General features: G+C 72.6%; 20 protein-coding genes. 12 read left to right on the top strand and 8 right to left on the bottom strand.

From position 1 onward, the window contains the following. Positions 1–11 precede the first annotated feature (11 nt). From FRAQA3DRAFT_RS06405 to FRAQA3DRAFT_RS06385, 5 genes are all read right to left on the bottom strand, one after another. Positions 12–1,475, bottom strand: a complete 1,464-nt coding sequence (locus FRAQA3DRAFT_RS06405; protein ID WP_009738252.1) for an aldehyde dehydrogenase — start codon at positions 1,473–1,475, stop codon at positions 12–14. Then, the gene (locus tag FRAQA3DRAFT_RS06400) at positions 1,472–2,356 is read right to left on the bottom strand and encodes an aldolase/citrate lyase family protein (RefSeq protein ID WP_009738251.1); all 885 of its coding nucleotides are present in this window, start codon (positions 2,354–2,356) and stop codon (positions 1,472–1,474) included. Before FRAQA3DRAFT_RS06400 ends, FRAQA3DRAFT_RS06405 begins: the two co-directional genes overlap by 4 nt. 113 nt (positions 2,357–2,469) lie before the next feature. Further along, on the bottom strand, positions 2,470–3,276 hold the full coding sequence (gene hpaH / locus FRAQA3DRAFT_RS06395) for a 2-oxo-hept-4-ene-1,7-dioate hydratase (RefSeq protein WP_009738250.1): 807 nt from the start codon (positions 3,274–3,276) through the stop codon (positions 2,470–2,472). Beyond that, complete coding sequence (locus FRAQA3DRAFT_RS06390; protein WP_035922368.1) at positions 3,273–4,166, bottom strand: alpha/beta fold hydrolase; 894 nt, start codon at positions 4,164–4,166, stop codon at positions 3,273–3,275. Before FRAQA3DRAFT_RS06390 ends, hpaH begins: the two co-directional genes overlap by 4 nt. 147 nt (positions 4,167–4,313) lie before the next feature. Further along, positions 4,314–4,874, bottom strand: a complete 561-nt coding sequence (locus FRAQA3DRAFT_RS06385) for a VOC family protein (RefSeq protein ID WP_009738248.1) — start codon at positions 4,872–4,874, stop codon at positions 4,314–4,316. 259 nt (positions 4,875–5,133) lie between these two features. Here FRAQA3DRAFT_RS06385 and FRAQA3DRAFT_RS06380 point away from each other — a divergent pair, with 259 nt between their 5' ends. The 11 genes from FRAQA3DRAFT_RS06380 to FRAQA3DRAFT_RS06330 all read left to right on the top strand — a co-directional run bounded on the left by FRAQA3DRAFT_RS06380 (position 5,134) and on the right by FRAQA3DRAFT_RS06330 (position 16,185). Then, the gene (locus FRAQA3DRAFT_RS06380; RefSeq protein WP_009738247.1) at positions 5,134–5,409 is read left to right on the top strand and encodes a hypothetical protein; all 276 of its coding nucleotides are present in this window, start codon (positions 5,134–5,136) and stop codon (positions 5,407–5,409) included. Further along, a complete protein-coding gene (locus FRAQA3DRAFT_RS06375; protein WP_009738246.1) occupies positions 5,409–6,575 on the top strand; it encodes a thiolase family protein in 1,167 nt (388 codons plus the stop codon). Before FRAQA3DRAFT_RS06380 ends, FRAQA3DRAFT_RS06375 begins: the two co-directional genes overlap by 1 nt. Further along, complete coding sequence (locus FRAQA3DRAFT_RS06370) at positions 6,572–7,156, top strand: Zn-ribbon domain-containing OB-fold protein (RefSeq protein ID WP_009738245.1); 585 nt, start codon at positions 6,572–6,574, stop codon at positions 7,154–7,156. The genes FRAQA3DRAFT_RS06375 and FRAQA3DRAFT_RS06370 overlap by 4 nt, the downstream gene beginning before the upstream one ends. After that, positions 7,153–8,463, top strand: a complete 1,311-nt coding sequence (locus tag FRAQA3DRAFT_RS06365; protein ID WP_009738244.1) for a Rieske 2Fe-2S domain-containing protein — start codon at positions 7,153–7,155, stop codon at positions 8,461–8,463. The genes FRAQA3DRAFT_RS06370 and FRAQA3DRAFT_RS06365 overlap by 4 nt, the downstream gene beginning before the upstream one ends. 58 nt (positions 8,464–8,521) lie before the next feature. Further along, positions 8,522–9,046 (top strand): aromatic-ring-hydroxylating dioxygenase subunit beta, encoded by a 525-nt coding sequence (locus FRAQA3DRAFT_RS06360; protein ID WP_009738243.1) that lies wholly within the window; start codon positions 8,522–8,524, stop codon positions 9,044–9,046. 168 nt (positions 9,047–9,214) lie between these two features. After that, entirely contained in the window at positions 9,215–10,759 is a 1,545-nt protein-coding gene (locus FRAQA3DRAFT_RS06355) for a class I adenylate-forming enzyme family protein (RefSeq protein ID WP_009738242.1), read from the top strand. Beyond that, on the top strand, positions 10,756–12,336 hold the full coding sequence (locus FRAQA3DRAFT_RS06350) for a class I adenylate-forming enzyme family protein (RefSeq protein WP_009738241.1): 1,581 nt from the start codon (positions 10,756–10,758) through the stop codon (positions 12,334–12,336). The genes FRAQA3DRAFT_RS06355 and FRAQA3DRAFT_RS06350 overlap by 4 nt, the downstream gene beginning before the upstream one ends. 47 nt (positions 12,337–12,383) lie before the next feature. Next, positions 12,384–13,013, top strand: coding sequence for a cysteine hydrolase (locus tag FRAQA3DRAFT_RS06345; RefSeq protein WP_009738240.1), 630 nt, complete (start codon positions 12,384–12,386; stop codon positions 13,011–13,013). Positions 13,014–13,102: 89 nt separating this feature from the next. Continuing rightward, the gene (locus FRAQA3DRAFT_RS06340; RefSeq protein ID WP_009738239.1) at positions 13,103–13,882 is read left to right on the top strand and encodes an enoyl-CoA hydratase/isomerase family protein; all 780 of its coding nucleotides are present in this window, start codon (positions 13,103–13,105) and stop codon (positions 13,880–13,882) included. A gap of 97 nt (positions 13,883–13,979) precedes the next feature. Then, complete coding sequence (locus tag FRAQA3DRAFT_RS06335; protein ID WP_009738238.1) at positions 13,980–14,177, top strand: ferredoxin; 198 nt, start codon at positions 13,980–13,982, stop codon at positions 14,175–14,177. A gap of 202 nt (positions 14,178–14,379) precedes the next feature. Continuing rightward, positions 14,380–16,185, top strand: coding sequence for a bifunctional 3-(3-hydroxy-phenyl)propionate/3-hydroxycinnamic acid hydroxylase (locus tag FRAQA3DRAFT_RS06330; protein WP_009738237.1), 1,806 nt, complete (start codon positions 14,380–14,382; stop codon positions 16,183–16,185). Positions 16,186–16,306: 121 nt separating this feature from the next. Here the strand turns inward: FRAQA3DRAFT_RS06330 and FRAQA3DRAFT_RS38440 are convergent, their stop codons facing one another. Together FRAQA3DRAFT_RS38440 and FRAQA3DRAFT_RS06320 are read right to left on the bottom strand one after the other, a co-directional pair. Continuing rightward, the gene (locus tag FRAQA3DRAFT_RS38440; RefSeq protein WP_157467161.1) at positions 16,307–16,675 is read right to left on the bottom strand and encodes a hypothetical protein; all 369 of its coding nucleotides are present in this window, start codon (positions 16,673–16,675) and stop codon (positions 16,307–16,309) included. 382 nt (positions 16,676–17,057) lie between these two features. Next, on the bottom strand, positions 17,058–18,686 hold the full coding sequence (locus FRAQA3DRAFT_RS06320; RefSeq protein ID WP_009738236.1) for a class I adenylate-forming enzyme family protein: 1,629 nt from the start codon (positions 18,684–18,686) through the stop codon (positions 17,058–17,060). Positions 18,687–19,546: 860 nt separating this feature from the next. Between FRAQA3DRAFT_RS06320 and FRAQA3DRAFT_RS06315 the strand changes: the two genes are divergently transcribed. After that, complete coding sequence (locus tag FRAQA3DRAFT_RS06315; protein WP_009738235.1) at positions 19,547–20,767, top strand: ABC transporter substrate-binding protein; 1,221 nt, start codon at positions 19,547–19,549, stop codon at positions 20,765–20,767. An 89-nt stretch (positions 20,768–20,856) separates the two neighbouring features. Here the strand turns inward: FRAQA3DRAFT_RS06315 and FRAQA3DRAFT_RS06310 are convergent, their stop codons facing one another. After that, positions 20,857–22,323 (bottom strand): FAD-dependent oxidoreductase, encoded by a 1,467-nt coding sequence (locus FRAQA3DRAFT_RS06310; RefSeq protein ID WP_009738234.1) that lies wholly within the window; start codon positions 22,321–22,323, stop codon positions 20,857–20,859. Positions 22,324–22,426 lie beyond the last annotated feature (103 nt).

The raw sequence follows: 22,426 nt of genomic DNA, 5'->3' as shown, positions 1-22,426 counted from the left end.
GCGCGCGCCTCTCAGCCGAGGACGAACGGGTCGCGGGTGGCACCCGTCGTCTCGATCCAGACGGCCTTCTCCTGCAGGTACTCGTGCAGTCCCTCGGTGCCGTTCTCGCGGCCGAACCCGCTGCTCTTGATGCCACCGAAGGGCATCGCGTAGTTCAACGTCCGGTAGGCGTTGACCCACACGGTGCCGACCCGCAGTGCCTTGGTCATCCGGAAGGCGCGGCGGATGTCGGCGGTCCAGATGCCGGCGGCGAGGCCGTAGCGCGAGTCGTTGGCGATGGCAATCGCCTCCTCCTCGGAGGAGAAGCGCAGCACGCTCAGCACCGGGCCGAAGATCTCCTCCTGGCAGACCACGGCGTCGTTGGTGACGTTCGCGACGATGGTCGGCTCGAAGAACAAGCCGCCGAGCCCGCCGTCACCGCCGCCGCCGACGATGTCGGCGCCCTGCTCCTTGGCCTGCGCCACGAACCGGCGGATCTTCTCGTGCTGGCCGGGGAAGCAGATCGGGCCCATCTCGGTCTCGGGGTCCTTCGGGTCACCGAGACGGATACGGGCGGCCCGCTCGGCCACGCGGGCGACGACCTCCTCGTAGACGTCGGCGTGCACGAGCGCCCGCGAACCCGCGATGCAGGTCTGCCCGGCGGCGGCAAAGATGCCGGCGATCAGCCCGTTGGACGCGGCAGCCAGGTCCGCATCGGGGAAGACGATGTTCGCCGACTTGCCGCCGAGCTCGAGGGTGACCGGGGCAAGGTGCTTCGCCGCCGCGGCGGCCACCGCCGCCCCGGTGATCTCCGAGCCGGTGAAGGACACCCGGTCGACGCCCGGATGGCCGACGAGCCACTCCCCGACCTCGCGGGAAGCGCCGCTGACGGTGTTGAACACACCGGGCGGGAACCCGGCCTCTTCGAACAGGTCGGCGAACTTCAGGATCGACACCGGAGCCTGCTCGGACGGCTTCGCGACGATCGTGCAGCCCGCCGCCAGCGCGGGGGCGATCTTGAAGGTGAGCAGCAGCAGCGGGGAGTTCCATGGCAGCACCGCGCCGACGACGCCGATCGGCTCGCGGGTGACGAAACCGAAGTAGTCCGGGCGGCCGGTGTCGACGACCCGACCGTCGATCTTGTCGGCCAAGCCGGCGTAGTACTCGTACCAGGCGGACAGGCTGCGAACCTGCCCGCCCATCTCCCGCAGCAGCTTGCCGTTGTCGCGGGTTTCGGCGAGGCCGAGCTCGTCAGCGTGCTCCTCGATGACGGCCGCGAGGCGACGCATCAGCCGGCCCCGCTCCCGGCCCGACAGCTTGCTCCACTCCCCGCCGTCGAAGGCTGCCCGCGCGGCGGCGACCGCGTCGTCGACGTCGGCGCGGCTCGCCTCGGCGACCGTCGCCCACGGCTCGCCGGTGTAGGGGTCGATCGAGTCGAAGGTCGTCGTGCCCGCGCGCCGCTCGGCGCCGATGCGCATCGTTACCGTGGTGGTCACAGCGTCGCGCTCCCTGAGTTCGGGGTTGAGCCTGAGGCAGGGGTTGAGCCTGAGGTCGGGGGTGAGGTCGAGCCGATCTTCTCCGCGACGTCGCGGTAGCGGGCGGCCAGCTCCTCGCTGCCGCGGGCCAGCAGGGTCACGTCCGCCCCCACCAGGATGAACCGGACGCCGAGGGAGAGGTAGCGCCGCGCCAGCGGCTCGGCGAACGCGTTCACCCCGGCCGCCTTGCCCGCCGCGTTCACCACCGCGACCGCCGACGTGATCGCCTCGACCACGTCGGGGTGGTCGGGGCGGCCCAGGTGCCCGAGGGACGCGGCGAGGTCCGCGGGCCCGAAGAAGACCCCGTCGACGCCGTCGACGGCGGCGATCGCCGCGCACTCGGCGAGCCCGGCCGCGGACTCGATCTGGACCATCACGCAGATCTCGTCGTTGGCCCGGTGCAGGTAGCCCTCGACCCGGGTCCACCGGGACACCCGGGCGAACGCACTGCCGACGCCGCGGATCCCGGCGGGTGGGTAGCGGGTGGCCGCGACGATGGCCGCGGCCTGCTCGGCGGACTCCACCATCGGCAGCAACAGGTTCTCGGCGCCGATGTCGAGCAGCTGCTTGATGAGCACGGGGTCGTCGGTCGGGGGGCGCACGATCGGGGCGACCGGGTACGGCGCGACCGCCTGCAGCTGGGCGAGGAAGCTGCGCACGTCGTTCGGGGCGTGCTCACCGTCGATGAGCAGCCAGTCCAGGCCGCCGCCGGCGCAGATCTCGGCGTTGTAGGGATTGCCGCTGGCCACCCACATGCCGATCGCCGGCCTGGGGTCGCGCAGCCGGCGCCGGAAGGCCCCGCTGGTCACGCCCGCGGTCCCCGCCGCGCCGCCGCCCGTCATCGCCGACCGCCCGTCATCGCCGACCGCCCGTCATCGCCGTCGCCCCCATGCTCCACACATCAGCAAGCCCTCCTCCTCGCGCGCCCGCCCGGCACCGCCGCCCGCCGCGCCGCTCAGGCGAAGCGGCAGGTGATCGCGCCCAGCGGGCCATAGTCGGCGTGGAAGGTGTCGCCGGAACGGGCGAACACCGGCCGGGTGAACGAGCCTGCCAGAATCACCTGGCCCGGGTCGAGACCCACCTTGTACGGGGCGAGCTTGTTCGCCAGCCACGCGACGCCGTTCGCCGGATGGTTCAGCACCGCCGCGGCGACCCCGGACTCCTCGATCGTCTCGTTGCGGTACAGCAACGCCGACACCCAGCGCAGGTCCACCTCGTCGGGGCGCACGGCGCGCCCGCCGAGCACCAGCCCCGCGTCGGCGGCGTTGTCGGAGATGGTGTCGACGATGGTGCGCAGATGCCCGGTCGCCGGGTCGCTCATCTGCACCCGGGCGTCGAGGATCTCCAGCGCCGGGGTGACGTAGCGGGTCGCGTCGAGCACGTCGTAGATCGTGACCCCCGGGCCCTGCAGCGGCTCGGCGAGCACGAAGGCGAGCTCGACCTCGACCCGGGGCCGGATGAACCGGCCGGCGGGCACGACCCCGGAGTCGTCGAAGAACATGTCGTCGTAGATCGCGCCGTAGTCCGGCTCAGTGATCGAGACGGCCTGCTGCATCGCCCGCGACGTCAGGCCGATCTTGCGCCCACGCAGCTCACGGCCGCTGGCCAGCTTGCGTTCGGTCCAGGCGCGCTGGACGGCGTAGGCGTCCTCGATCGTCATGTCCGGGTACTGCAGGGACAGCTGCGGGATCGGGGTCAGCGTGCGCTCGGCCTCGTCGAGGCGCGCCGCGGCGTCCTCGACGAGTTCGGGATCGAGCGTCATGCGTTCTCGGACTCGTTCTGCCCACCCAGCAGGAACGCCAGCGCCGCCGGGTTGAACAGCTCCGGGTCCTCGAAGTGCGGCCAGTGCTTGACCTCGGGCATCTCCAGGACCTGGGAGTCCGGGATCAGCCGGGCGACCTGGCGGGCGGTGTTCTGGTACTCGCCGAAGTCCTTGCCGGAGGCGACGACGAGCGTCGGGGCGGCGATGCGCGACCACTGGTCCGGCGGGATGAGGTTGCGCTCGCGGGCGTCGGGGTCCTGCAGGATCAGCACGTGGTCGATGACCTTGCGGGTCTCCGGCAGCCGGTAGATCGCCTGGCGCAGGGCGATGACGTCGGGCAGCCGGTTGGCCTCGTCGGCGATCAGGTGGTTGAACATCGCCTTGGTGGACTCCCAGGTGGGGTTGTCCACGGCGGCGGTGCGCTCGGCCCGGATGCGGGCCATGTTCGACGCGGTCGCGATGAGGCCCGCGGGCGACATCAGGATGAGCTTGCGGACCCGGTCCGGCTCGTCGATGGCGAGCCGGGCGGCGACCCACGCACCCAGCGACATGCCGATGATGTAGGTGGTCTGCACGCCGAGCGCGTCGAGCAGGCCGAGCAGGTGGCGCTCATAGACGGCGATCTCGTAGTCGTAGTCCGGCTTGCTGGAGAAGCCGTTGCCGACCATGTCCACCGCGATGCAGCGGAAGTGCTTGCTCAGCGGGCCGATGGTGGGCGCGAAGGTCTCCCAGTGCCCCCCGGTGCCGTGCAGCATCAGCACGGCCGGAGCGTCGGGGGAACCGGCCTCGACGTAGCGGGTGGACACCCCGTCGATGTCGATCCAGTCCTGGCGGAACGGCACGTCCCGCAGGTAGGTCCAGATGCTGCGGTACGGGACCTCGTCGCTCATGCGCTGCTCACGATCCTCGTTGGTCGGGTCGGATGACTCGTCGGGCGCGGACGCCCCCTGCGCGCGGGCAGGGTCGTCGGTCGGGTGCGGGACGACCCGCCGGCGCGGGTGGACCACCGCCGTGGGCGGGGTCCTCGGCGGGGGCGGTCAGTCGCTCTCGGCGGCGCGCAGGCGCTCCGCCACCGATGCGCTCCACGTCTCCACCGGCGACCAGGTGGCGGTCTCCTCGATGAGGGCCTGGGTCTTCTCCCGGATCACCTCGTCGGTGTCGGCCAGGTCCAGCGCGACCCGCCAGGGCTGGCTGACGTACCACGGCGTCGGGGTGTAGAGCTCCAACCGGTTCCCTTCCGGGTCCAGGAAGTAGATGCTCCAACTGTTGCCGTGGTTACGACCCTCCATGCCGGTCGCGCCGAGCTCCAGGGCCTTGTCGTGGAACCAGCGCAGCGAGGTGAGGTCGTCGTCGGTGAGACGGAAGGAGACCTGGCTGAGCAGAGCGATCTCACCCTCGGGGACCTTGCGGCCGGAGACGAGCACGAGCTGGTGGTGCTCGTCCGCGCGGCGGCTGAGGAAGGTGAGCCGGCGGCCCAGGAAGTCGCCCTGGTCGATGACGATCAGGCCGAGCAGCTTCGTGTAGAAGCCGACCATGCGGTCGACGTCGTCGACGTACAGGCCGACGTGGGTGAGCTGAGCGGGCGGCGGAGCAGCCATGATCCATCCCTCGGGTCGACGGGAACGCTAGTCCTCGGCGGGTAGGCGAGGTCCCGTGGCCGGGCCACGACCCGCATCCGGCGGACGCCCTGGGCCGCGGGCGGCGAAGGCGGCGGGATCGAGCGTGAGTCCAGCACCGTTTCTGACAGTGAGTATACCCTAGGGCCATGAACCGTCCCGCCTCCACCAGATCCCCCGGAGCGCGCCCGCCCGCAACCGGTGCCGCCGGCGGGCGGCCGGCCCGCCGAGGGCGGCACCGGTGAGCCGGCCGCGCCGCGACGGCCTGGAGTCCGCCGAGCTCGCCAACGAGTTCGCCGCCGTGCGGATTTCGGTGGACCGCCGCGGAAACTCCCCCCGCCTGCTGGTCGAGGACCTGGAGACGGGCGAGTCGATCCTGCTGTCCCCGATCGAGCTGGCGAGCCTGTGCCTGGCCGCGCCCGAGGACCGCCTCGACTGGCTGCGCGTGGGCGCCTACCGGGAGGAGCGCAGCCCTGTGCGGCGCTCCGCGCTTGCGGGCCCGGGAGCCCAGAGCTGATGGCCTCGTCCCTGGAACCCGCGGTCGTCGGTCTCGGTCTGACATCCATGTCTCTTTCGGCCGGCGGCGTGCCCGTCGACCTCGCCATCGAGGCCGTCGCGGGCGCGCTCGCCGACGCGGGGCTCACTGCCCGTGACGTCGACGGCCTGCTCGTCAACTCCAGCCAGGGGGTCCGCCCGGACCGGCTGGGGGTGGCGCTGGCCCGCCAGGGCGGGCTCGGGGACCTGCGCCTGCTCGAGCACGTCGAGATCAAGGGCGCCACCGCGGTCGCCATGATCCAGCGGGCGGTGCTCGCCATCCGGGCGGGCCTGGCCAGCACCGTGGTCTGCGTCTTCGCCGACGCTCCGCTGCGTGCGGGCGGCACGTCCGGGTCGACCTACGCCCACAGCGGCGGCAGCGACGGGGCGCGCGGGCTGGAGCGGGCCAGCGGCGTGCTCGGCTCGGTCCCCACCTACGCCCTGCTCGCCTCGCGCTACTTCGCGGTGTCCGGCGGCGACCCCGAGGACCTGTGCGCCGTGGCCGTGTCGACCCGTGCCTGGGCGCTGGGCAACCCGGACGCGGTGGTGCGCAAGCCGCTGGACGCCGAGGGCTACTTCGCCAGCCGCATGATCTCCACCCCGCTGCGCGTGCTCGACTGCGCGCGGCCGGTCAACGGGGCGGTCGCCCTCGTCGTCAGCGGCGAGGCCACGCCCGGCCCCGCCCCGCGTATCCACGTGCGCGGGATGGGCCAGGCCCACCCGATGCGCCGACGCCGCGCCCCGGGCGAGTCGTGGTTCGGCGGCGGTCGGGCCGCCGTCGACGGTGCGCTGGCGATGGCCGGACTCACCCGCGCCGACCTCGACGTCGTCGAGCTCTACGACCCGTTCAGCGTGGTGACCCTGCTGCTGCTGGAGGAGTACGGCCTGGTCGAGCCCGGGCAGGCGGGCAAGGTGGTCCGCTCCGGCGCGACCGCCCCCGGCGGCGACCTGCCGGTCAACACCGGCGGCGGCCAGCTCTCCGGGTTCTACCTGCAGGGGATGACGCCGCTGGCCGAGGCCGTGGTGCAGCTGCGCGGCACCGGCGGGGCACGCCAGGTGCCCGGGGCGAGCACGGCCCTCGTCGGCGGCATCGGCGGCCGGGGCGACCACCACGCCTGCCTGATCCTCGACCTGGAGCCGTCCCGATGAGCCCGAACACCGACGCCACCATCCCCGCCGTGCTCGCCGCGCCGGATGCGCCGGACGCCGAGGACTGGCTGGTCGACGCGGCGCTGGCGCCGCTGGCCGACGGGTCGCTCGCCCCGCTCTACGCCGGCGCCGCCGCGGGGGAGCTGACGCTGCCGTTCTGCGCGACCTGCGGGCTGGCCCTCGAACTGGAGCAGCGGGCCTGCGACGGCTGTGGTGCCACCGACATCCGCTGGCGCCCGGTCGAGCGCGCCGGCACCGTACATGCGGTCACCCTCGTGCACCGGCGGGAGCCGGGACTGGTCCGGGTCACCGAGCCCTACCCCGTCGTGGATATCGAGCTCACCAGCGGGCATCGACTGATCATGACCACACTGACCGCCACCGGGTCCGCGCCCGCGATCGGCCGGCCCGTCACCGTCGGCTTTCGGGTCGTCGGCGGCGTGGCGGTGCCCGCCGCAGTCCTCAGTACCACCGAATCCTCCGCACCCTCCGAACCCTCCGACGCCGCCACCCCCGACTCGCCCAGGGCAACCGGCACCGCCCCCGCACCAGTCCCATCCGAGACGGAGGTCTCACAATGACCGAGTTGGACACGTCGGCGCAGGTCGGCAAGGTGGACGTCGCCGCGCTCGTCGAACCCGACCGCGTCCACGGTTCCGTCTACACCTCCCAGGAGGTGTACGACCAGGAGATGGACCGGATCTTCCGCAACGGCTGGGTGTTCGTCGCCCACGACAGCGAGGTCCCGGAGCCCGGCGACTACGTCACCCGCCGCATCGCCGGCGAGCCGTGGATCGTCGTGCGGGGCAAGGACGGCGAGGTCCGGGTCCTGGCCAACCGCTGCACGCACCGCGGTAACCGGCTGTGCAACGCCGACGCCGGCAACAGCTCGTCGTTCCGCTGCCCCTACCACGGCTGGACGTTCAGCAACGACGGCCACCTCACCGGCGTGCCGATGCGCGACGGCTACGGCTCGAGCTTCCACGCGGTGCGCGACGCGATGGGGCTCGCGCCAGCCGCGGCCGTCGACAGCTACGGCGGCTTCGTCTTCGCCTCGCTGAACCCGCCGGCGATCACCCTGCGCGAGCACCTCGGCAACTCCACGGTCGCCCTCGACCGGCTGCTGGCGCTGTCCCCCACCGGCGAGCTGAACCTGCGCGCCGGCTGGATGAAGCACGACATGCGCTGCAACTGGAAGATGGTCATGGAGAACAACGTGGACGGCTACCACGCGCTGTTCACCCATGCCTCCGTGTACGACGCGGTGAAGCCGGCGAAGGTCTCCCACGTCCCCTCCAAGGTCGAGGTGTACGTCCGCGACCTCGGCAACGGCCACTCCGAGATCGACTACGCCAAGGAGTACACCCGCCTCGACGAGGAGTTCATCTGGTTCGGCCGGATCCGCCGGGAGAAGCTGCCGCAGTACGTGGCCGCCATGGAGGAGGCGCGCGGGCCGGCGGACACCCACCGGGCGTTCGTCGTCGGCCCCCCGCACACGCTGATCTTCCCGAACCTGTTCCTCGCCGAGATGAACATCATGACGGTGGAGCCGCTGGGTCCGGGCCGGGCGATCGCCTACACCACGCCCGCCCTCATCCCGGGCGCGGACGAGGTCAACGAGAAGACCCTGCGCCGCAGCGAGGGTGCCATGGGGCCGGCCGGATTCCTCATCGCCGACGACGGCGAGATCGGCGCCCGCAACCAGCTCGGTCTTGCGGCGGGCTCGCCGGAATGGGTCGTGCTGCGCCGCGGCGAGGAATCCGACATCACCGACGAGACCGGCATCGTCAACCACGACAAGTCGGCGGAGACGCCGCAGCGCGGCTGGTGGAAGCACTGGTCGCAGGTGCTCACCGGGACCACCACCGCCGCCGCCCCCGACGCCTGACCGGGGCGTTCGCCACCCCAGGCAGCCGTCCGCCATCGCAGCAGGGAGCCCGCCCACCATGTCCGACCTCACCAGCATCGGTGCCGCCGCCGCGGCGCCCGCCGGCGCCGTGCCCGCCGCCGGTGTCGACCCCGCTCTGGCCTCCTTCATCTACACCGAGGCCCGCCTCGCCGACGAGGCGCGGTACTCGGAGTGGGAGGCACTGTGGGACGACGACGCCAAGTACTGGGTGCCGATGCACCCCGACCACGACCCGAAGGTCAACGTCTCCTACATCTACGACAACCGCCGCCGGATCCGCAGCCGGGTCGCGCAGCTCAACTCCGGCAACCGGCACTCGCAGACCCCGCCGTCGGTGCTGCGCCGGCTGATCACGAACCTGGAGGTCGTCGCCCAGGACGCCGACACGACGACCGTGGCCGGCAACTTCGTGATCTACGAGTACCGGTTCGACCTGACCGTCTGGGCCGGCCGTTACGAGTACCGGATCCGCGCGCGGGGCGGGGACCTGAAGCTGGCCGCGAAGACCGTCCACCTGGTCAACGCCGGCGGCCCCGTCTCCACGATGTCCTTCCTGATCTGAGGCGGCCCGCCTTGAGCTGAGACGGCCCGCCTTGAGCTGAGGCGGCCCGCCTTGAGCTGAGGCGGCCCGTTCGATCCCGGGCCGCCCTTCCTGATCCGAATTCCGGCGCCACCGGCCCGACCTTGCGTCGGCGCCGGTCGGCTCCGCCCGCCCGAGTTGCGAGGAACGATGCTGATCGGCGACATAGCCCGGCGCAATGCCCGCCGCTACCCCGACAAGGCCGCGGTGGTGTACGAGGACACCGAGCTGTCCTGGCGTTCGCTGGACCAGCGCGCCAACCGCATCGCCACCTACCTGCTCGGGCGGGGGCTGGCCAAGGGCGACCGGGTCGCCGTCTGCGCGCGCAACACCCCGGAGTGGCCGGAGATCACCTACGGGCTCGCCAAGGCGGGCCTGGTGCTCGTCCCGATCAACATCCGGCTCTCCGGGCCGGAGGTCGACTACGTCCTGTCCGACAGCGGGGCGCGGGCGGCCATCGTGCACACCGATCACGTCGACGGGCCGGGGGCGCCGCTGGCCGCCCTGGACACCGTCATCGAGATCGGCGGGGACTCCATCGGCGTGAACTACGCCAAGGCGCTCGCCGCCGGCCGCGACGCCGACCCCACCCCGGCGGACCTCACCGACAGCGACATCCACCTGCTGCTCTACACCAGCGGGACGACCGGTCGCCCCAAGGCCGTGGTGCACGAGCACCGCACCCTGCTCGCCCAGGTGCTCGACACCACGATCTCCACCGAGTCCCGCCACGACGACGTGTTCCTGGCGACCACCCCGTTCTTCACCGCGGGTGGGATGATCCGGACGCTGTCGTGGCTGTACCTGGGCCAGACGATGGTCATCCATCCCCGCTTCGACCCCGTCGCCGTGCTGGAGACGATCGAGCGGTGGAAGGTCACGATGACCACGTTCATCCCCACCATGCTGATCCGCACGCTGCGCGAGCTCGACGCCCGGCCCGGCATCGACGTGTCCAGCCTGCGACGGATCAGCTACGGCTCGGCGCCCGCCCCGCCCGGCCTCGCCGAGGAGGCGGCCCACAAGCTCGGCTGCGACCTGCAGCAGCGCTACGGCTCCACCGAGGCCGGCGGGCAGGTCACGATCCTCACCCCCGAGGATCACCGGGCGATCTTCGCCGGGGACGACGCGCTGCGCAGCTCGTGCGGCAAGGAGACGCCACACGCGGAGATCCGCATCGTCGGCGACGACGGCGCCGAGCTGCCCCGGGGCGAGGTCGGCGAGATCGTCGTCAAGGCCGACTCGGTGGCCCGCGGCTACTGGAACCGGCCCGAGGCCAACGCCGAGACCTTCCGGCCCGACGGCCTGTGGACCGGTGACCTGGGCCGGCTCGACGAGCGCGGCTACCTGCACATCGCCGGCCGCAAGACCGATATGATCATCTCTGGTGGGTTCAACGTGTACCCGGCCGAGATCGAGCGGGTGCTCGGCGCGCACCCGAACGTCGACCTGGTGGCCGTCGTCGGCGTCCCGCACCCGGAGTGGGGCGAGACCCCGATCGCGGTCGTGGTGCCCAAGGGCGAGATCACCGCCGAGGACCTGGAGGCGCAGCTGCGCACCCTCGCCCGCGAGCAGCTCGCCGGCTACAAGCAGCCGCGCGGCTTCGCGTTCCGCACCCAGATGCCCCTCGGCCCGGCCGGCAAGATCCTCAAGCGGGAGCTACGGGCGGAGCTCGCCGCGCCCGCCACCCCGTGAGCCCGGCGTCGGCCACCCCCGCCGCCCCGACGTCCACCGCCGGGGCGGGGGTGACGGGGGCGGCGTCGCTGTGGGAGCTCGCCCGCACGCGGGCCGCGCTGACACCCGACGCCCTGCTCGCGGTGGACGCGGGCGGCGACCGGGTCACGTTCGCGCAGTTCCGCGACCGGGCCGAGCGGCTCGCCGCGGGGCTGGCGGCGCGCGGCATCGGCCGCGACGACGTCGTCTCCTGGCAGCTGCCGAACCGGATCTCGACGATGGTGCTCGCCGCGGCGCTCAGCCGGCTCGGCGCGGTCCAGAACCCGCTGGTGACGATGCTGCGCGAGCGCGAGGTCGGGTTCATCACCCGGCAGGCGGGCACCCGGCTGCTCGTCGTCGCGGCGAGCTTCCGCGGGTTCGACCACCTCGCCATGGCCCGCGCCGTCGCCGCGGAGGTGCCCGGCCTCGACGTGGCCGACGCGGCCGAGCTGACCGACGCCGACCCAGCCGGCCTCCCCCCGGACCTGCCGAGCGAGTCCGACCGCGTGCGCTGGCTGCTCTACACCTCGGGCACCACCTCGGCGCCCAAGGGCGCCCGGCACACCGACCGGGCGCTGCTCGCCGCGTCCACCACGTTCAGCGACGCGCTGGCGGTCGGCGCCGCCGACCGGGTCGCGGTGCTGGCGCCGATCGCCCACATCGGCGGGCTCGCCCATCTCGTCACGGCGCTGCGCCGCGGCAGCTCGATCGTGACCGCGGAGGTGTTCGACCCGGCGAGCACGCCGGACCTGCTGGCCGCCCACGGCGTGACGATCGTCGGGTCCGGGGTGCCGTTCATCCGGGCGTACCTGGCCCGCCAGGCCGCCGCCCCGGACGTCCGGCTGTTCCCGCAGGCGCGGGTGTTCCTCTGCGGCGGCTCCCCGCGCCCGGCGAGCCTGCACGCCGAGGTCCGCGACGCCCTCGGCGGGGTAGGCGTCGTCTCCGGCTACGGGATGACCGAATGCCCCTACGTCTGCTGGGGGCGGGCGGACGACGCCGACGCCGACCATGCGAGCACCGAGGGGCCGCCCGGCGAGGGCGCCGAGGTCGTCGTCGTGCGCCCCGACGGGACCCGCGCCGACCCCGGGGAATCCGGGGAGATCCGGGTCCGCGGCCCGCAGCTCATGCTCGGCTACGTCGACGCCACCCTCGACGCCGAGGCGTTCGACGCCGACGGCTTCTTCCGCACCGGCGATCTCGGTTTCGTCGACGAGCGGTCCTACCTCACCGTCACCGGCCGACTCAAGGAGGTGATCATCCGGAACATGGAGAACATCTCCGCCCGGGAGGTCGCCGAGCCGCTGGCCGCGCATCCCGGGGTCGCCGACGTGGCGGTGCTCGGCGTGCCGGATCCGGTGACGGGCGAGCGGGTCTGCGCCGTGGTCGTGCCCGCGGACGCCGCGGCCCCGCCGGCGCTGGCGCAGCTCTGCGAGCACCTGCTCGCCGGCGGCCTGAACAAGCGCAAGCTCCCGGAGCGGCTGGAGATCGTCGACGCGCTGCCGCGCAACGCGATGGGCAAGGTCTCCCTGCCCGACCTGCGCCGGCGCATCGGCGTCTGACAGAGCGGGCGCCAGGCCCCGGAGTCCCTGCGGAGAGGACGATCAGCATGCTCATCATCGGCCGGCCGGCGCTGGTCATCAGCGAGTTCCAACGCGGCATCGTGGATCCGGCGGTGAGCCGGTTACCGGCGCTCGCCGAGCAGGCCGAGTCGCGGGGCGTCGGCGCCCGCATCGGCGCGCTCGCGGAGGCGTTCCGCGCGGCGGGCCTGCCGGTGGTGCACTCCATCATCGAGCACCGACCCGACCTGGTCGGCCTGCGCGCGAACTCGGCGCTGTCCGCGATGGCCCGCAAGCGCCGGACGATGATCGTCGGCAGCGTGGACGTCGAGGTGCCCGAGCCGGTGACCCCCCGCGAGGGCGACCTGGTCAGCAGCCGCGCGACCGGCCTCACCGCGTTCTACGGCACCGACCTCGACGCGATGCTGCGGCTGACCGACACACGTGTCCTGGTCGTCACCGGCGTGTCGACGAACGTCGCCATCCCGGGCCTCGCGCTGGAGGCGGTCAACCGCGGCTACCACGTGGTGCTGCCGGAGGACGCCACCGCGGGAGCCTCCGCCGAGACCCACCGGTTCATGCTCGACAACTTCCTGTCCATGGTCACGAGGATCACGACCGTCGACGAGGTCGTGGCCGAGCTGAAGGCGGGCGCCGGCTCCTGGGACTCCAGCCCCTGAGCGCCCTGAGCCCCTGAGCGCCCCTGAGCGCCTCAGCACTCCCCACCATCCAGTCCAGCCCCGAGCTCGCCCACTCCCGAGGAACACTCATGCCGCTCAAGGACCTCACGACCGTCCTCTACGAGGTCGACGACCACGTCGCCACCGTGACCCTCAACCGCCCCGACAAGCTCAACTCCTTCAACGAGACGATGACGCTCGAGATGGAGGCGGTCTGGCACGAGATCCGCGACGACGACGACGTGCGCGCCGTCGTCCTGCGCGCCGCCGGCGAGCGCGCCTTCTGCACCGGGCTGGACGTGCAGGAGGGCCCCTGGTGGAACGACCAGAGCATCTGGAACCAGGAGGACCCCGGCGTCCGCCTCGGCCCCCGCAAGCAGCTCGTCTGGAAGCCGGTGATCACCGCGGTGCACGGCCTCGCCGCCGGCGGTGCCATGTACTTCCTGAACGAGTCGGACATCATCATCTGCTCCGAGGACGCCACCTTCTTCGACCCGCACGCCAACGGCGGCCTCGTCTCCGCGCTGGAGCCGATCGGGATGCTGGCCCGCAACATCCCGCTCGGCGACGTGCTGCGCTGGGCGCTGCTCGGCAACGACGAGCGGATCACCGCCGACACGGCCCTGCGGCTGGGTATCGTCACCGAGGTGGTGCCCCGTGAGCAGCTCTGGCCGCGGGCCGCGGAGCTCGCCGCCGAGATCGCCGCGCGCCGTCCGGAGGCCATCCAGGGCACCATCCGCGCCATCTGGGAGTCCCTGGACATGACCCCGTCGCTGGCGCAGCGGGCCGGACTGTCGTACACCCAGCGCGGCAACCGCGGCGGCAGCCCCGTCCCGCCCAACGTGAAGCGCAAGCCCCGCTTCCGCTGACCCGGCCCCAAACCAGCCGGCCCCAGCCGGCCCCGCCCCCCAGCCAACCCCGACCCCCAGCCAACCCAGCCCCCCAGCCAACGAGGACGACGAACGCATGCGTATCCACATGGAGCAGCCGGAGTGCTCCGGCCACGGCCAGTGCTACCTGGCGAACTCGGAGCTGTTCCCGCTCGACGACGATGGCTTCACCGCGCTCAGCGGCGACGTCACCGTGCCCGCGGGCGCCGAGGACGACGCCCGCCGCGGCGTCGCCGCCTGCCCCCAGCAGGCCATCTCCGTACTGGCCGACTGAGTAGCGGGAAGCTCGGCAGCACGACAACGCGGCAGCACGACAACGCGGCAGCACGACAACGCGGCAGCACGACAACAGCAGGAAGTAGCGACCCGGACAGGACACCGACGACGGGCAGGACGGCGACTACGGGCAGGTTGGCGAGGCAGCCGCCACGGCACCACGATGGCGATCCGCTCCGGGCGAGAACGAGGAGACGGTAATGATCAGGGAATCGGCCGATGTGGCGATCGTCGGCGCGGGACCGTGCGGGGTGACGCTGGCCAACCTGCTGGGCACCTACGGGGTGAGCACCGTCGTGCTCGACCGGGAGTCCGGGGTGATCGACTATCCGCGGGCCGTCGCCGTGGACGACGAGTCGTTAAGGACGTTCCAGGCCGTCGGCCTGGTACACGAGGTGCTCGCCGACGTCATCCAGAACGCGCCGATCCGCTACCACAACTCGCAGGGCAAGGTCCTCGCGCACGTGGGGCCGAGCGGGCAGCCGTTCGGCTGGCCGCGGCGCAACCTGTTCTTCCAGCCGCTGATGGAGGCGACGCTGCGCCGCGGGCTCGACCGCTTCGCGGGCGTGCGGCTGTTCGCCGACACGGAGGTGACCGCGCTGGAGCGCACCGCCGACGGCGTGGTGCTGACCGGCACGCGCGACGGCGAGGACGTCACGGTCACCGCCCGCTACGTCGTCGGCGCCGACGGCGGGCGCAGTTTCGTGCGCCGCAGCGTCGGCGTCGAGCTCGTGGGCGAGACGAACCCGTCGAAGTGGCTGGTGGTCGACGTCGCCGACGACCAGCTCGACGCGCCCTACTCGGCGGTGCACTGCGACCCGGTCCGCCCGTCGATGACGATCCCGCTGCCCTACGGGCACCGCCGCTTCGAGTTCAAGCTGCTGCCCGACGAGACCGACGAGCGGATGGTCACCGACGAGGTCGTGACGGGCCTGCTCGCGCGGCACTACCGGGACACGCCGATGCCTCGGATCTCCCGGCGGCGGATCTACTGGCACCACTCCCGCATCGCCACCACCTTCCGGGTCGGCCCGGTGTTCCTCGCCGGCGACGCCGCCCACCTGCAGCCGCCGTTCTTCGGCCAGGGGATGAACTCCGGGATCCGGGACGCGACGAACCTCGGCTGGAAGCTCGCCGCGGTGCTTGCGGGCCGCGCCGACGAACGCCTCCTCGACAGCTACGACGCCGAGCGGCGCGCCCACGCCGAGACCATGGTCTCCTTCGCCACCCGGGTCGGCGCGATGTACGAGCCGCGCAACCGGTTCACCGAACGGGTGCGCGACGCGTTCTTCGTCGGCGTCCAGCGCATCCCCGGCGCCCGGGACTACATCCTGCAGATGAAGTACAAGCCGCTGCCCCGCTACACCGAGGGCGCGGTCCTGGCCCCGGCCGCCCCGGACAAGAGTTCGCCGGTGGGCCGGATGTTCGGCCAGCCGTCGGTGGAGACCTCCGACCGGCTGCGGATGAAGCTCGACGACGTCATCGGGCCGTCCTTCGCCGTCCTCGGCATCGGGCGCGACCCCGCGGCCGCGCTGTCCGCCGAGGGTCTGGCGTTCTGGCGGGCGCTGGGCGCGCTGACCATCCGGGTGGATCCGGCCCGCACCGCCCGCCGCGGAGCACCCGCGGAGGACAGCGCCGCCGCCGCAACCGGCGCGCCCGGCGTGACCACCGCCGCGGGCGACGCCGCGCCCGCCGTGGCGGGCGTGGCGGGCGGGATCGGCGCGGGTGCCTCGGATGACCGGGCGCCGGGCGCGCCCACGGACCCGCGGACCGGGTCGCTGCTGGTGCGCGACATCGACGGGGCGTTCCGGGACCTGCGCCTGGGCCGCCCCGCCGACGAGATCATCATCCTGCGTCCGGACCGGTACGTGCTGGCGGTGTGCCCGGCCGCGGAGCTGGAGGCCACGACGCGGCGGCTGCGCACCCTGCTGGGAGTGCCGCCCGCCGCCGCCCTCGGCGACAGCACGGGCCCGGTCGCTCCGCCCACGGCCAGCCCGCGTTTCTGAGTCTGCTGCCACCGGCCGCGGTCGCCTGCGCAAGGGGCGGCCGCGGCCAATCCTTTGGCAGATCTCCTCGACATCCTCGGTGTCGACCCAACCCGACCACCATGGTCGGCAACCGGGCCGGTCAACCTAGCGGAGTCCCAGGTGCGGAAGCCCGTCCTCCGCGTTGGAGGAGGGCGTGAAGGGAGCCGTCGAGGCTGAGGCGACCGCCGTCGGGGGCGTGGATGGCGGTGGGGTCGACGTGGCGGGTGGCGCGGCCGAGGCTGATGTCGTCGTCGTGCACGGCGGAGCCCGTCACAGCCGAGGGGGCACAGCATGCCGTCGTCGAACCGCCACGACACGCCCACGACACCCGCCGCCCCGCCCGCCGCACCTTCTGATCACCCCGGGCCTGCCGGGAGGAACGCACCAGCCGTTCCAGCTGCCCCGCCGTGCAGAACCGGGCATGCGACAACCACACCTGCTCGGTCTGGGCCTCCGCCACCCGGGTCACCGCCCGCACCTTCGCAAGGGAACGCGGGAACTACCATCATCATGATCACCGGGCCAGGGGTGTCGTCGATCAACGGACCCGGGCATCGTCCCACCCACCACCGACAGAAATTGCCCAAGATCCACCAGGGTGGACCGGGCCGGACCGACTCACCTGCACCCCGGGGCCCGGAACCTCGACGGAAGACCGCAACCGACAGACACGCCGACAAGCGATCATGATGTTCCGCGGAACCCGAACCGGCCCACGATGACCTACCGGCACGCCGCCCCGGGCCGGGCCTCGACGGCCCTGAGCCCGAGCCGACCCGACACCAACAGGACCGCCATGATCAGAAATCGGGCCGGCCAACACCTCGAAACCTCATGCGCGAAGGAAGAGACTAAGCGGTGGCGGTGACGGACTCCCGTAGCTGCTTCTTCAGCGCCTTACCCATCGCGTTGCGGGGGATGGCGTCGAGGATCTCCAGCCGTTCGGGCGTCTTGTAGACGGCCAGGCCCTTCTCGCGGCAGAACGCCGCCAGGTCGGGCAGGGTGAGCGCGCCCGCGCCCTCGGCCGGCACCACGAACGCGGCGCACCGCTCGCCGGTGCGCGGGTCGGGCAGCCCCACGACGGCCACCTCGGCGACGCCGGGATGGGTCAGCAGGACGTTCTCCACCTCCAGCGCGGAGATGTTCTCGGCGTTGCGCACGATGACGTCCTTGAGCCGCCCGGTGATGTACAGCCAGCCCTCGGGGTCGTGGATGCCCAGGTCACCGGTGTGGAAGTAGCCGTCGGGGGTGAAGGCCTCGGCGTCGAGGGAGGCGTCGACGTAGCCGGTGAACAGTTGCGGGCCGGCGATGCACAGCTCGCCCTCCTGGCCCCGGGGAACCTCCGCGCCGTCGGTGTCGCGGACGCTGATGCGCACGCCGGGGCCCGGGCGGCCAGCGGCGGTGCGCAGCCGCTCGGGCGGATCGCCCGGGGACGGGTAGCCGGCCATCGGGAACTCCGTCAGGCCCCAGCCGTTCATCAGGCCGTCGCCGCCCAGCTCCGCGATGGCGCGGTCGTGCATCCCGGGCTCGCTCGGCGCCCCGCCGGCCATGAAGAACCGCAGCCGGGGGAACAACCGCTCGCGGCCGTGGGCGGCTTGAGCGTTGAGGTAGGCGTGGAAGTGCGGCGCGGCGCTGCCGAGCATCGTCGACCCGTGCCGCGCCAGCGCCAGCGGGGCCGTGCGGGGGTCGAAGATGTCGACGAGCACGACCTTGCAGGCCGACCGTAAGCCCAGCGACAGCACGCTCGACCCGCCGATGTGGGCGATCGGGAAGGCGATCGAGGCGACGTCGGTCTCGTCGAACCCGAGCTGGGACACCATCGAGTTCGACCCGGCGATGACGGAGGCGTCGGTGTGGCGCGCCCCCTTGGGGAAGCCGGTGGTGCCGGAGGAGTAGAACACCCAGCGCACGTCGGCGTCGGCGTCGCCGGTGGGCTGGGGCGGCGGCGGGGGTAGGGACGAGGGGTCCCCGAGCGGCAGCGGGAAGTCCGCGAACCAGTCCGTGTCCACCGGCGGGCCGGTGAGCCGCGCCGTCGCCGGGTCCGGCGGCAGGTAGGGATCGCAGACCATCGTGCGAAGGCCGCGGCGGGCCGCGATCGTGTCGGCCATCGGCCGGTAGTCGTAGCCGCGGAACACCGCCGGGACGATCAGCAGGGTCGTGCCGAGCTGCTCGACGATGAAGTCGACCTCGGCCTCGCGCAGCAGGGGGATGATCGGGTTCTGCACCGCCCCCAGGCGGCTGAGCGCGCTCATCAGCACCGCGCTCTCGATGGTGGTCGGCAGCTGCCAGCTCACCTGGGTGCCGGCGCGGACCCCCGTGGCGTGCAGACCCGCGGCCACCCGCAGGGCCAGCTCCCGGAACTCGCCGAAGCTGATCCGGCGCTCATGGTTGTCCACCAGCATCGGCAGGTCCGGCGTCGCCGCGGCTCGCCATTCCACCAGCTCCCACCACTGCCGCAGCGACGCGTCAGCAGAGCTCATCGACCTGGCCTCCCACCCGTGCGGACCCCTCGCGGCCGCCCGCGAGACGCCGCACCACCGCAGCATCTGACATTGTGTCTACAGCAATCGGAAAGATCAGGGAAGGTTCGGGGCCGCCGCGGACCCGGCCCACGCCCCCGCGCCCGCCGGGCCTGTGGGCGCCGCCTCCACCCCCACACCAGGAGTCACTCTCGGTGATCGCCATATGGCGACAGCCGGGGGCACGAGGGGCGTAAACGGGCATCTCGCCCAACCCCTGGCCGATTGCTGTTCGGCGGCGACGATTCGCTTCCGTTCTTCTCCCGAACCCAGCGGACGCCGGGCCGCGCCGAGCCGCAGCGCCCGGCCGGGGAAACGGCTCACGGCGCCCGCCACGGCGATTAGCCCGCCGCGAAAAGCAAAGCGCCCCCGCCAGAAGAGAAGCATTATACGCACACATTCCCGATCCAGGGTCACCTTCCGACGTTGTCGGGGCCGCCAGGGCAGGCTCGTCGCGCGGCCGGGCGAGGCGCGGCGCCCTGACGTCCGCCCGGCGCTCGATCTGGCTGGTGACGGTACCTATCTCCCCGGTCAGGGCGCCCGAACGTCCCGCCGGCCGCCGCCGGACGCGTCCCCGACAGGCCGCCACCTACCCGACGGCGGCGCACTCCGCATCCCCTCCTCCATGTGACATTGACGTCAGAACGGGTAAGCGGGAAGATGCGGCTCCCGTGGGCGAGTCGGCGGGGATTCATGGCCCGTCCGCGAACTGGCGACCGCCATCGCGCCCGCATTGACAAATCATCATGGCGATCGACCGGTCGCACTCCGACTACGCGTCGGCTCCGCCGGTCGAGCACACCTGACAAGGGGATACACCGATGACACCGAGGCGACGACGGACGCTGTCCGGCTGTATCGCAGCACTCGCCGCTTTATTACTCACCGTGTCGGCCTGCGGGGGCAGCAGCGATGACGGGGCCACGGCCGACGCCTCGTCGGCCGCCGCCACGCCGCCCGCCACCGGAACACCGTTGAAGATCGGCAACGTCGGCCTGTACAGCGGCGCCTTCGGCCCCCAGAACCAGCGCGGGCTCGACGCCCTGCTCGCCTGGTCGAAGTGGGTCAACGCGCACGGCGGCATCGCCGGCCACCCGGTCGAGGTGATCAGCCGGGACGACCAGGGCGACCCGACGAAGTCGATCGCCGCCGTCCGCCAGCTCGTCGAGCAGGACAAGGTCCTCGCCCTCGTCGGCAACTTCGCCGGCGCCACCGACGGCTCCTGGCGCAGCTACGTCGAGCAGCGCAACATCCCCGTCATCGGCGGGATCACCACGACGGCCCAGTACGGCAAGTCGCCGATGTTCTTCGCCGCGACGTCGAACTCGCTGGGCTACCTCACCGGCGAGGTGTACGGCGTGAAGCTCGCCGGCGCGCCGAAGTTCGGCACGATCGTCTGCGCCGAGCAGGCCGCCTGCGCCGAGGCCAACGGCCTGATCTCCGGCATCGCCGGCCGCCTCGGGATCGCCTCGGCGGGCGTGCAGACCGCCTCGGCCTCGGCGCCGAACTTCACCTCGCAGTGCCTGTCGCTGCGCAGCGCGGGCGTGAAGGCCGTCATCACGAACGTGCCCGCCCAGGTCACCGAGCGGCTCATCAAGGACTGCTCGACGCAGCGCTTCCAGCCCACCTACGTCTTCTCCGGCGGCGTGTTCCAGCAGAACCTCATCCAGCCGGCCAGCGAGGGCGCGTGGCTGACCTCCGGGGCCCCGCTGTGGTTCGGCGACAAGCCGTACCTGACCGACTTCAAGGCCGCGCTGAAGCAGTACACCAAGAACGACCCGGACGGCTTCGCCAGCCGTGGGTGGCAGGCGGGGCTGTTCTTCGCCGCCGCGGCGAAGAACGTCTCGGCGACGCCCACCAGCGCCGAGATCCTCGACGGGCTGTACGCGCTCAGCGGCCAGTCCCTCGGCGAGTGGTCGCCCCCGCTGACCTTCACGAAGGGCAAGCCGAACGAGGTCGGCGCCTGCAACTGGTACGCCAAGGTCGTCGACGGGAAGCTGACGACCCCCAAGGGGGACAAGCCCGTCTGCGTCGAGAACTGATCGTGGCGGCAATCCGCCGCTGACCGGTCCGGTCCCGCCGCGTGGCGGGACCGGAGCCGGCACCGGGCCAGGATCAGACGGTCACCGGATCAGACGGTCACCGCGCGGTTGAGCGCGGTGTCGACGAGCGCGTCGATCGTGGTCAGCTTCACCCGTGGGCGGCCCGACGGCTGCCCCGACGCCCGCTCCGCCGCGTCGATGAGCTGCCAGCCGGCCTCCGTCACGAGGTCGGGCTGGCGCTCGCGCAGCCAGGACTCGTCCTCGCCCACCGGGTCGACGCCGCCGGCCCGCGGGTGGCGCGCCAGCCGGCCCTCGGCGACGTCCGCCAGCAGGGTGGTGACCGTCTCCACGGCGCACTTGCGGTTCGTCCCGATGATCCCGGTCGGGCCGCGCTTGATCCAGCCGGCGACGTACTCGCGCTGCCCGCCGGCGACGCGCCCGGCCTCGTTGGGGATGACCCCGCGGCGCTCGTCGAACGGCAGGCCCACCAGCGGCACGCCCTTGTAGCCCACCGCCCGCACCACCAGGTCCGCCACCACCACCTCGCGCTCGCCGGTGTCGACGGCGCTGACCCAGCCGTCAGCGCCGACCTCCAGCCGGTTGCGGGCGAACACCACCTCGGCCACCTTGCCCTCCCCGCGGATCTCGACCGGGGAGCGCAGGAACCGCAGCGCCATCCGCCGCGTCCCCGCCGCGGCCGGCTGCGAGGGCTGGGTCGCGGCGTAGTCGCGCAGGACCGCCAGGTTGCGCCGGATCAGCCTGGACAGCTTCTCCTCACCGGGCTGCTCGGCGAGCTCCGCGGGGTCGACGTCCACCGCCGACCCGGTGAACTCCGGCAGCTCGCGCAGCTCGGCGGTGGTGAACGCCGCCTGCGCCGGCCCGCGGCGGCCCACCACCACGACCTGCTCGATCGCGCTGGCGCGCAGGGCGTCGAGGGCGTGGTCGGCGATGTCGGTCGCGGCCAGCCGCTCGACCGGGGAGCACAGGATGCGCGCCACGTCGAGCGCGACGTTGCCCGCCCCGATCACCACCGCGTGGCGCCCGGACAGGTCGGGCGCCCGGTCGGCGAAGTCGGGATGGCCGTTGTACCAGCCCACCACGTCCACGGCGGACACGCTGCCCGGCAGGTCCTCGCCGGGGATGCCCAGGCGCCGCTCGCCCTGCGCGCCCACCGTGTACACCACCGCGTCGTAGCGCTCGACCAGCTCCTCGCGGGAGACGTGCCGGCCCACCTCGACGTTGCCGAAGAAGCGGAAGCGCTCGTCGGCCGCGGTCGCCGCGTATACCGACGACACCGCCTTGATCTTCGGATGGTCCGGCGCCACCCCGGCCCGCACCAGGCCCCACGGCGTGGCCAGCCGCTCGTAGAGATCCACCCGGACCGGCACGCCGGTCTGCTCCAGCAGCGCGCCCGCGGTGTAGAAGCCCGCCGGACCGGAACCGATCACGGCGACGGTCAGCGGTGCATCGGTCGACGGGGTGGCATCGGTCGACGGGGTGGCATCGACCGAGGGGGTGGCATCGGTCGAGGGGGTGTTCACGGCATCATCGGCCATACGGCGGCTCCTTCTGACGAACGGTTACCCGGCCAGACCCCTACCGGGCGACCGAACGGACACGCCCTCTACCGGCCGACGCGTGCCACCGGACGGGATCACA

Origin of the sequence: Frankia sp. QA3, assembly GCF_000262465.1 — a bacterium.
GTDB lineage: Bacteria > Actinomycetota > Actinomycetes > Frankiales > Frankiaceae > Frankia.
Note: the sequence above shows the minus strand (reverse complement) of the source record. Positions and strands in the feature narration are given on the sequence as shown.

Bases quoted from the DNA above. Each gene is read 5' to 3' on its own strand.
- FRAQA3DRAFT_RS06330 (WP_009738237.1), top strand. From the start codon at position 14,380: ATGATCAGGGAATCGGCCGATGTGGCGATCGTCGGCGCGGGACCGTGC.
- FRAQA3DRAFT_RS06365 (WP_009738244.1), top strand. From the start codon at position 7,153: ATGACCGAGTTGGACACGTCGGCGCAGGTCGGCAAGGTGGACGTCGCC.
- FRAQA3DRAFT_RS06315 (WP_009738235.1), top strand. From the start codon at position 19,547: ATGACACCGAGGCGACGACGGACGCTGTCCGGCTGTATCGCAGCACTC.
- FRAQA3DRAFT_RS06310 (WP_009738234.1), bottom strand. From the start codon at position 22,323: ATGGCCGATGATGCCGTGAACACCCCCTCGACCGATGCCACCCCCTCG.
- FRAQA3DRAFT_RS06400 (WP_009738251.1), bottom strand. From the start codon at position 2,356: ATGACGGGCGGCGGCGCGGCGGGGACCGCGGGCGTGACCAGCGGGGCC.
- FRAQA3DRAFT_RS06370 (WP_009738245.1), top strand. From the start codon at position 6,572: ATGAGCCCGAACACCGACGCCACCATCCCCGCCGTGCTCGCCGCGCCG.
- FRAQA3DRAFT_RS06390 (WP_035922368.1), bottom strand. From the start codon at position 4,166: ATGAGCGACGAGGTCCCGTACCGCAGCATCTGGACCTACCTGCGGGAC.
- FRAQA3DRAFT_RS06355 (WP_009738242.1), top strand. From the start codon at position 9,215: ATGCTGATCGGCGACATAGCCCGGCGCAATGCCCGCCGCTACCCCGAC.
- FRAQA3DRAFT_RS06385 (WP_009738248.1), bottom strand. From the start codon at position 4,874: ATGGCTGCTCCGCCGCCCGCTCAGCTCACCCACGTCGGCCTGTACGTC.
- FRAQA3DRAFT_RS06360 (WP_009738243.1), top strand. From the start codon at position 8,522: ATGTCCGACCTCACCAGCATCGGTGCCGCCGCCGCGGCGCCCGCCGGC.
- FRAQA3DRAFT_RS06340 (WP_009738239.1), top strand. From the start codon at position 13,103: ATGCCGCTCAAGGACCTCACGACCGTCCTCTACGAGGTCGACGACCAC.
- FRAQA3DRAFT_RS06375 (WP_009738246.1), top strand. From the start codon at position 5,409: ATGGCCTCGTCCCTGGAACCCGCGGTCGTCGGTCTCGGTCTGACATCC.
- FRAQA3DRAFT_RS06345 (WP_009738240.1), top strand. From the start codon at position 12,384: ATGCTCATCATCGGCCGGCCGGCGCTGGTCATCAGCGAGTTCCAACGC.
- FRAQA3DRAFT_RS06335 (WP_009738238.1), top strand. From the start codon at position 13,980: ATGCGTATCCACATGGAGCAGCCGGAGTGCTCCGGCCACGGCCAGTGC.
- FRAQA3DRAFT_RS06320 (WP_009738236.1), bottom strand. From the start codon at position 18,686: ATGAGCTCTGCTGACGCGTCGCTGCGGCAGTGGTGGGAGCTGGTGGAA.
- hpaH (WP_009738250.1), bottom strand. From the start codon at position 3,276: ATGACGCTCGATCCCGAACTCGTCGAGGACGCCGCGGCGCGCCTCGAC.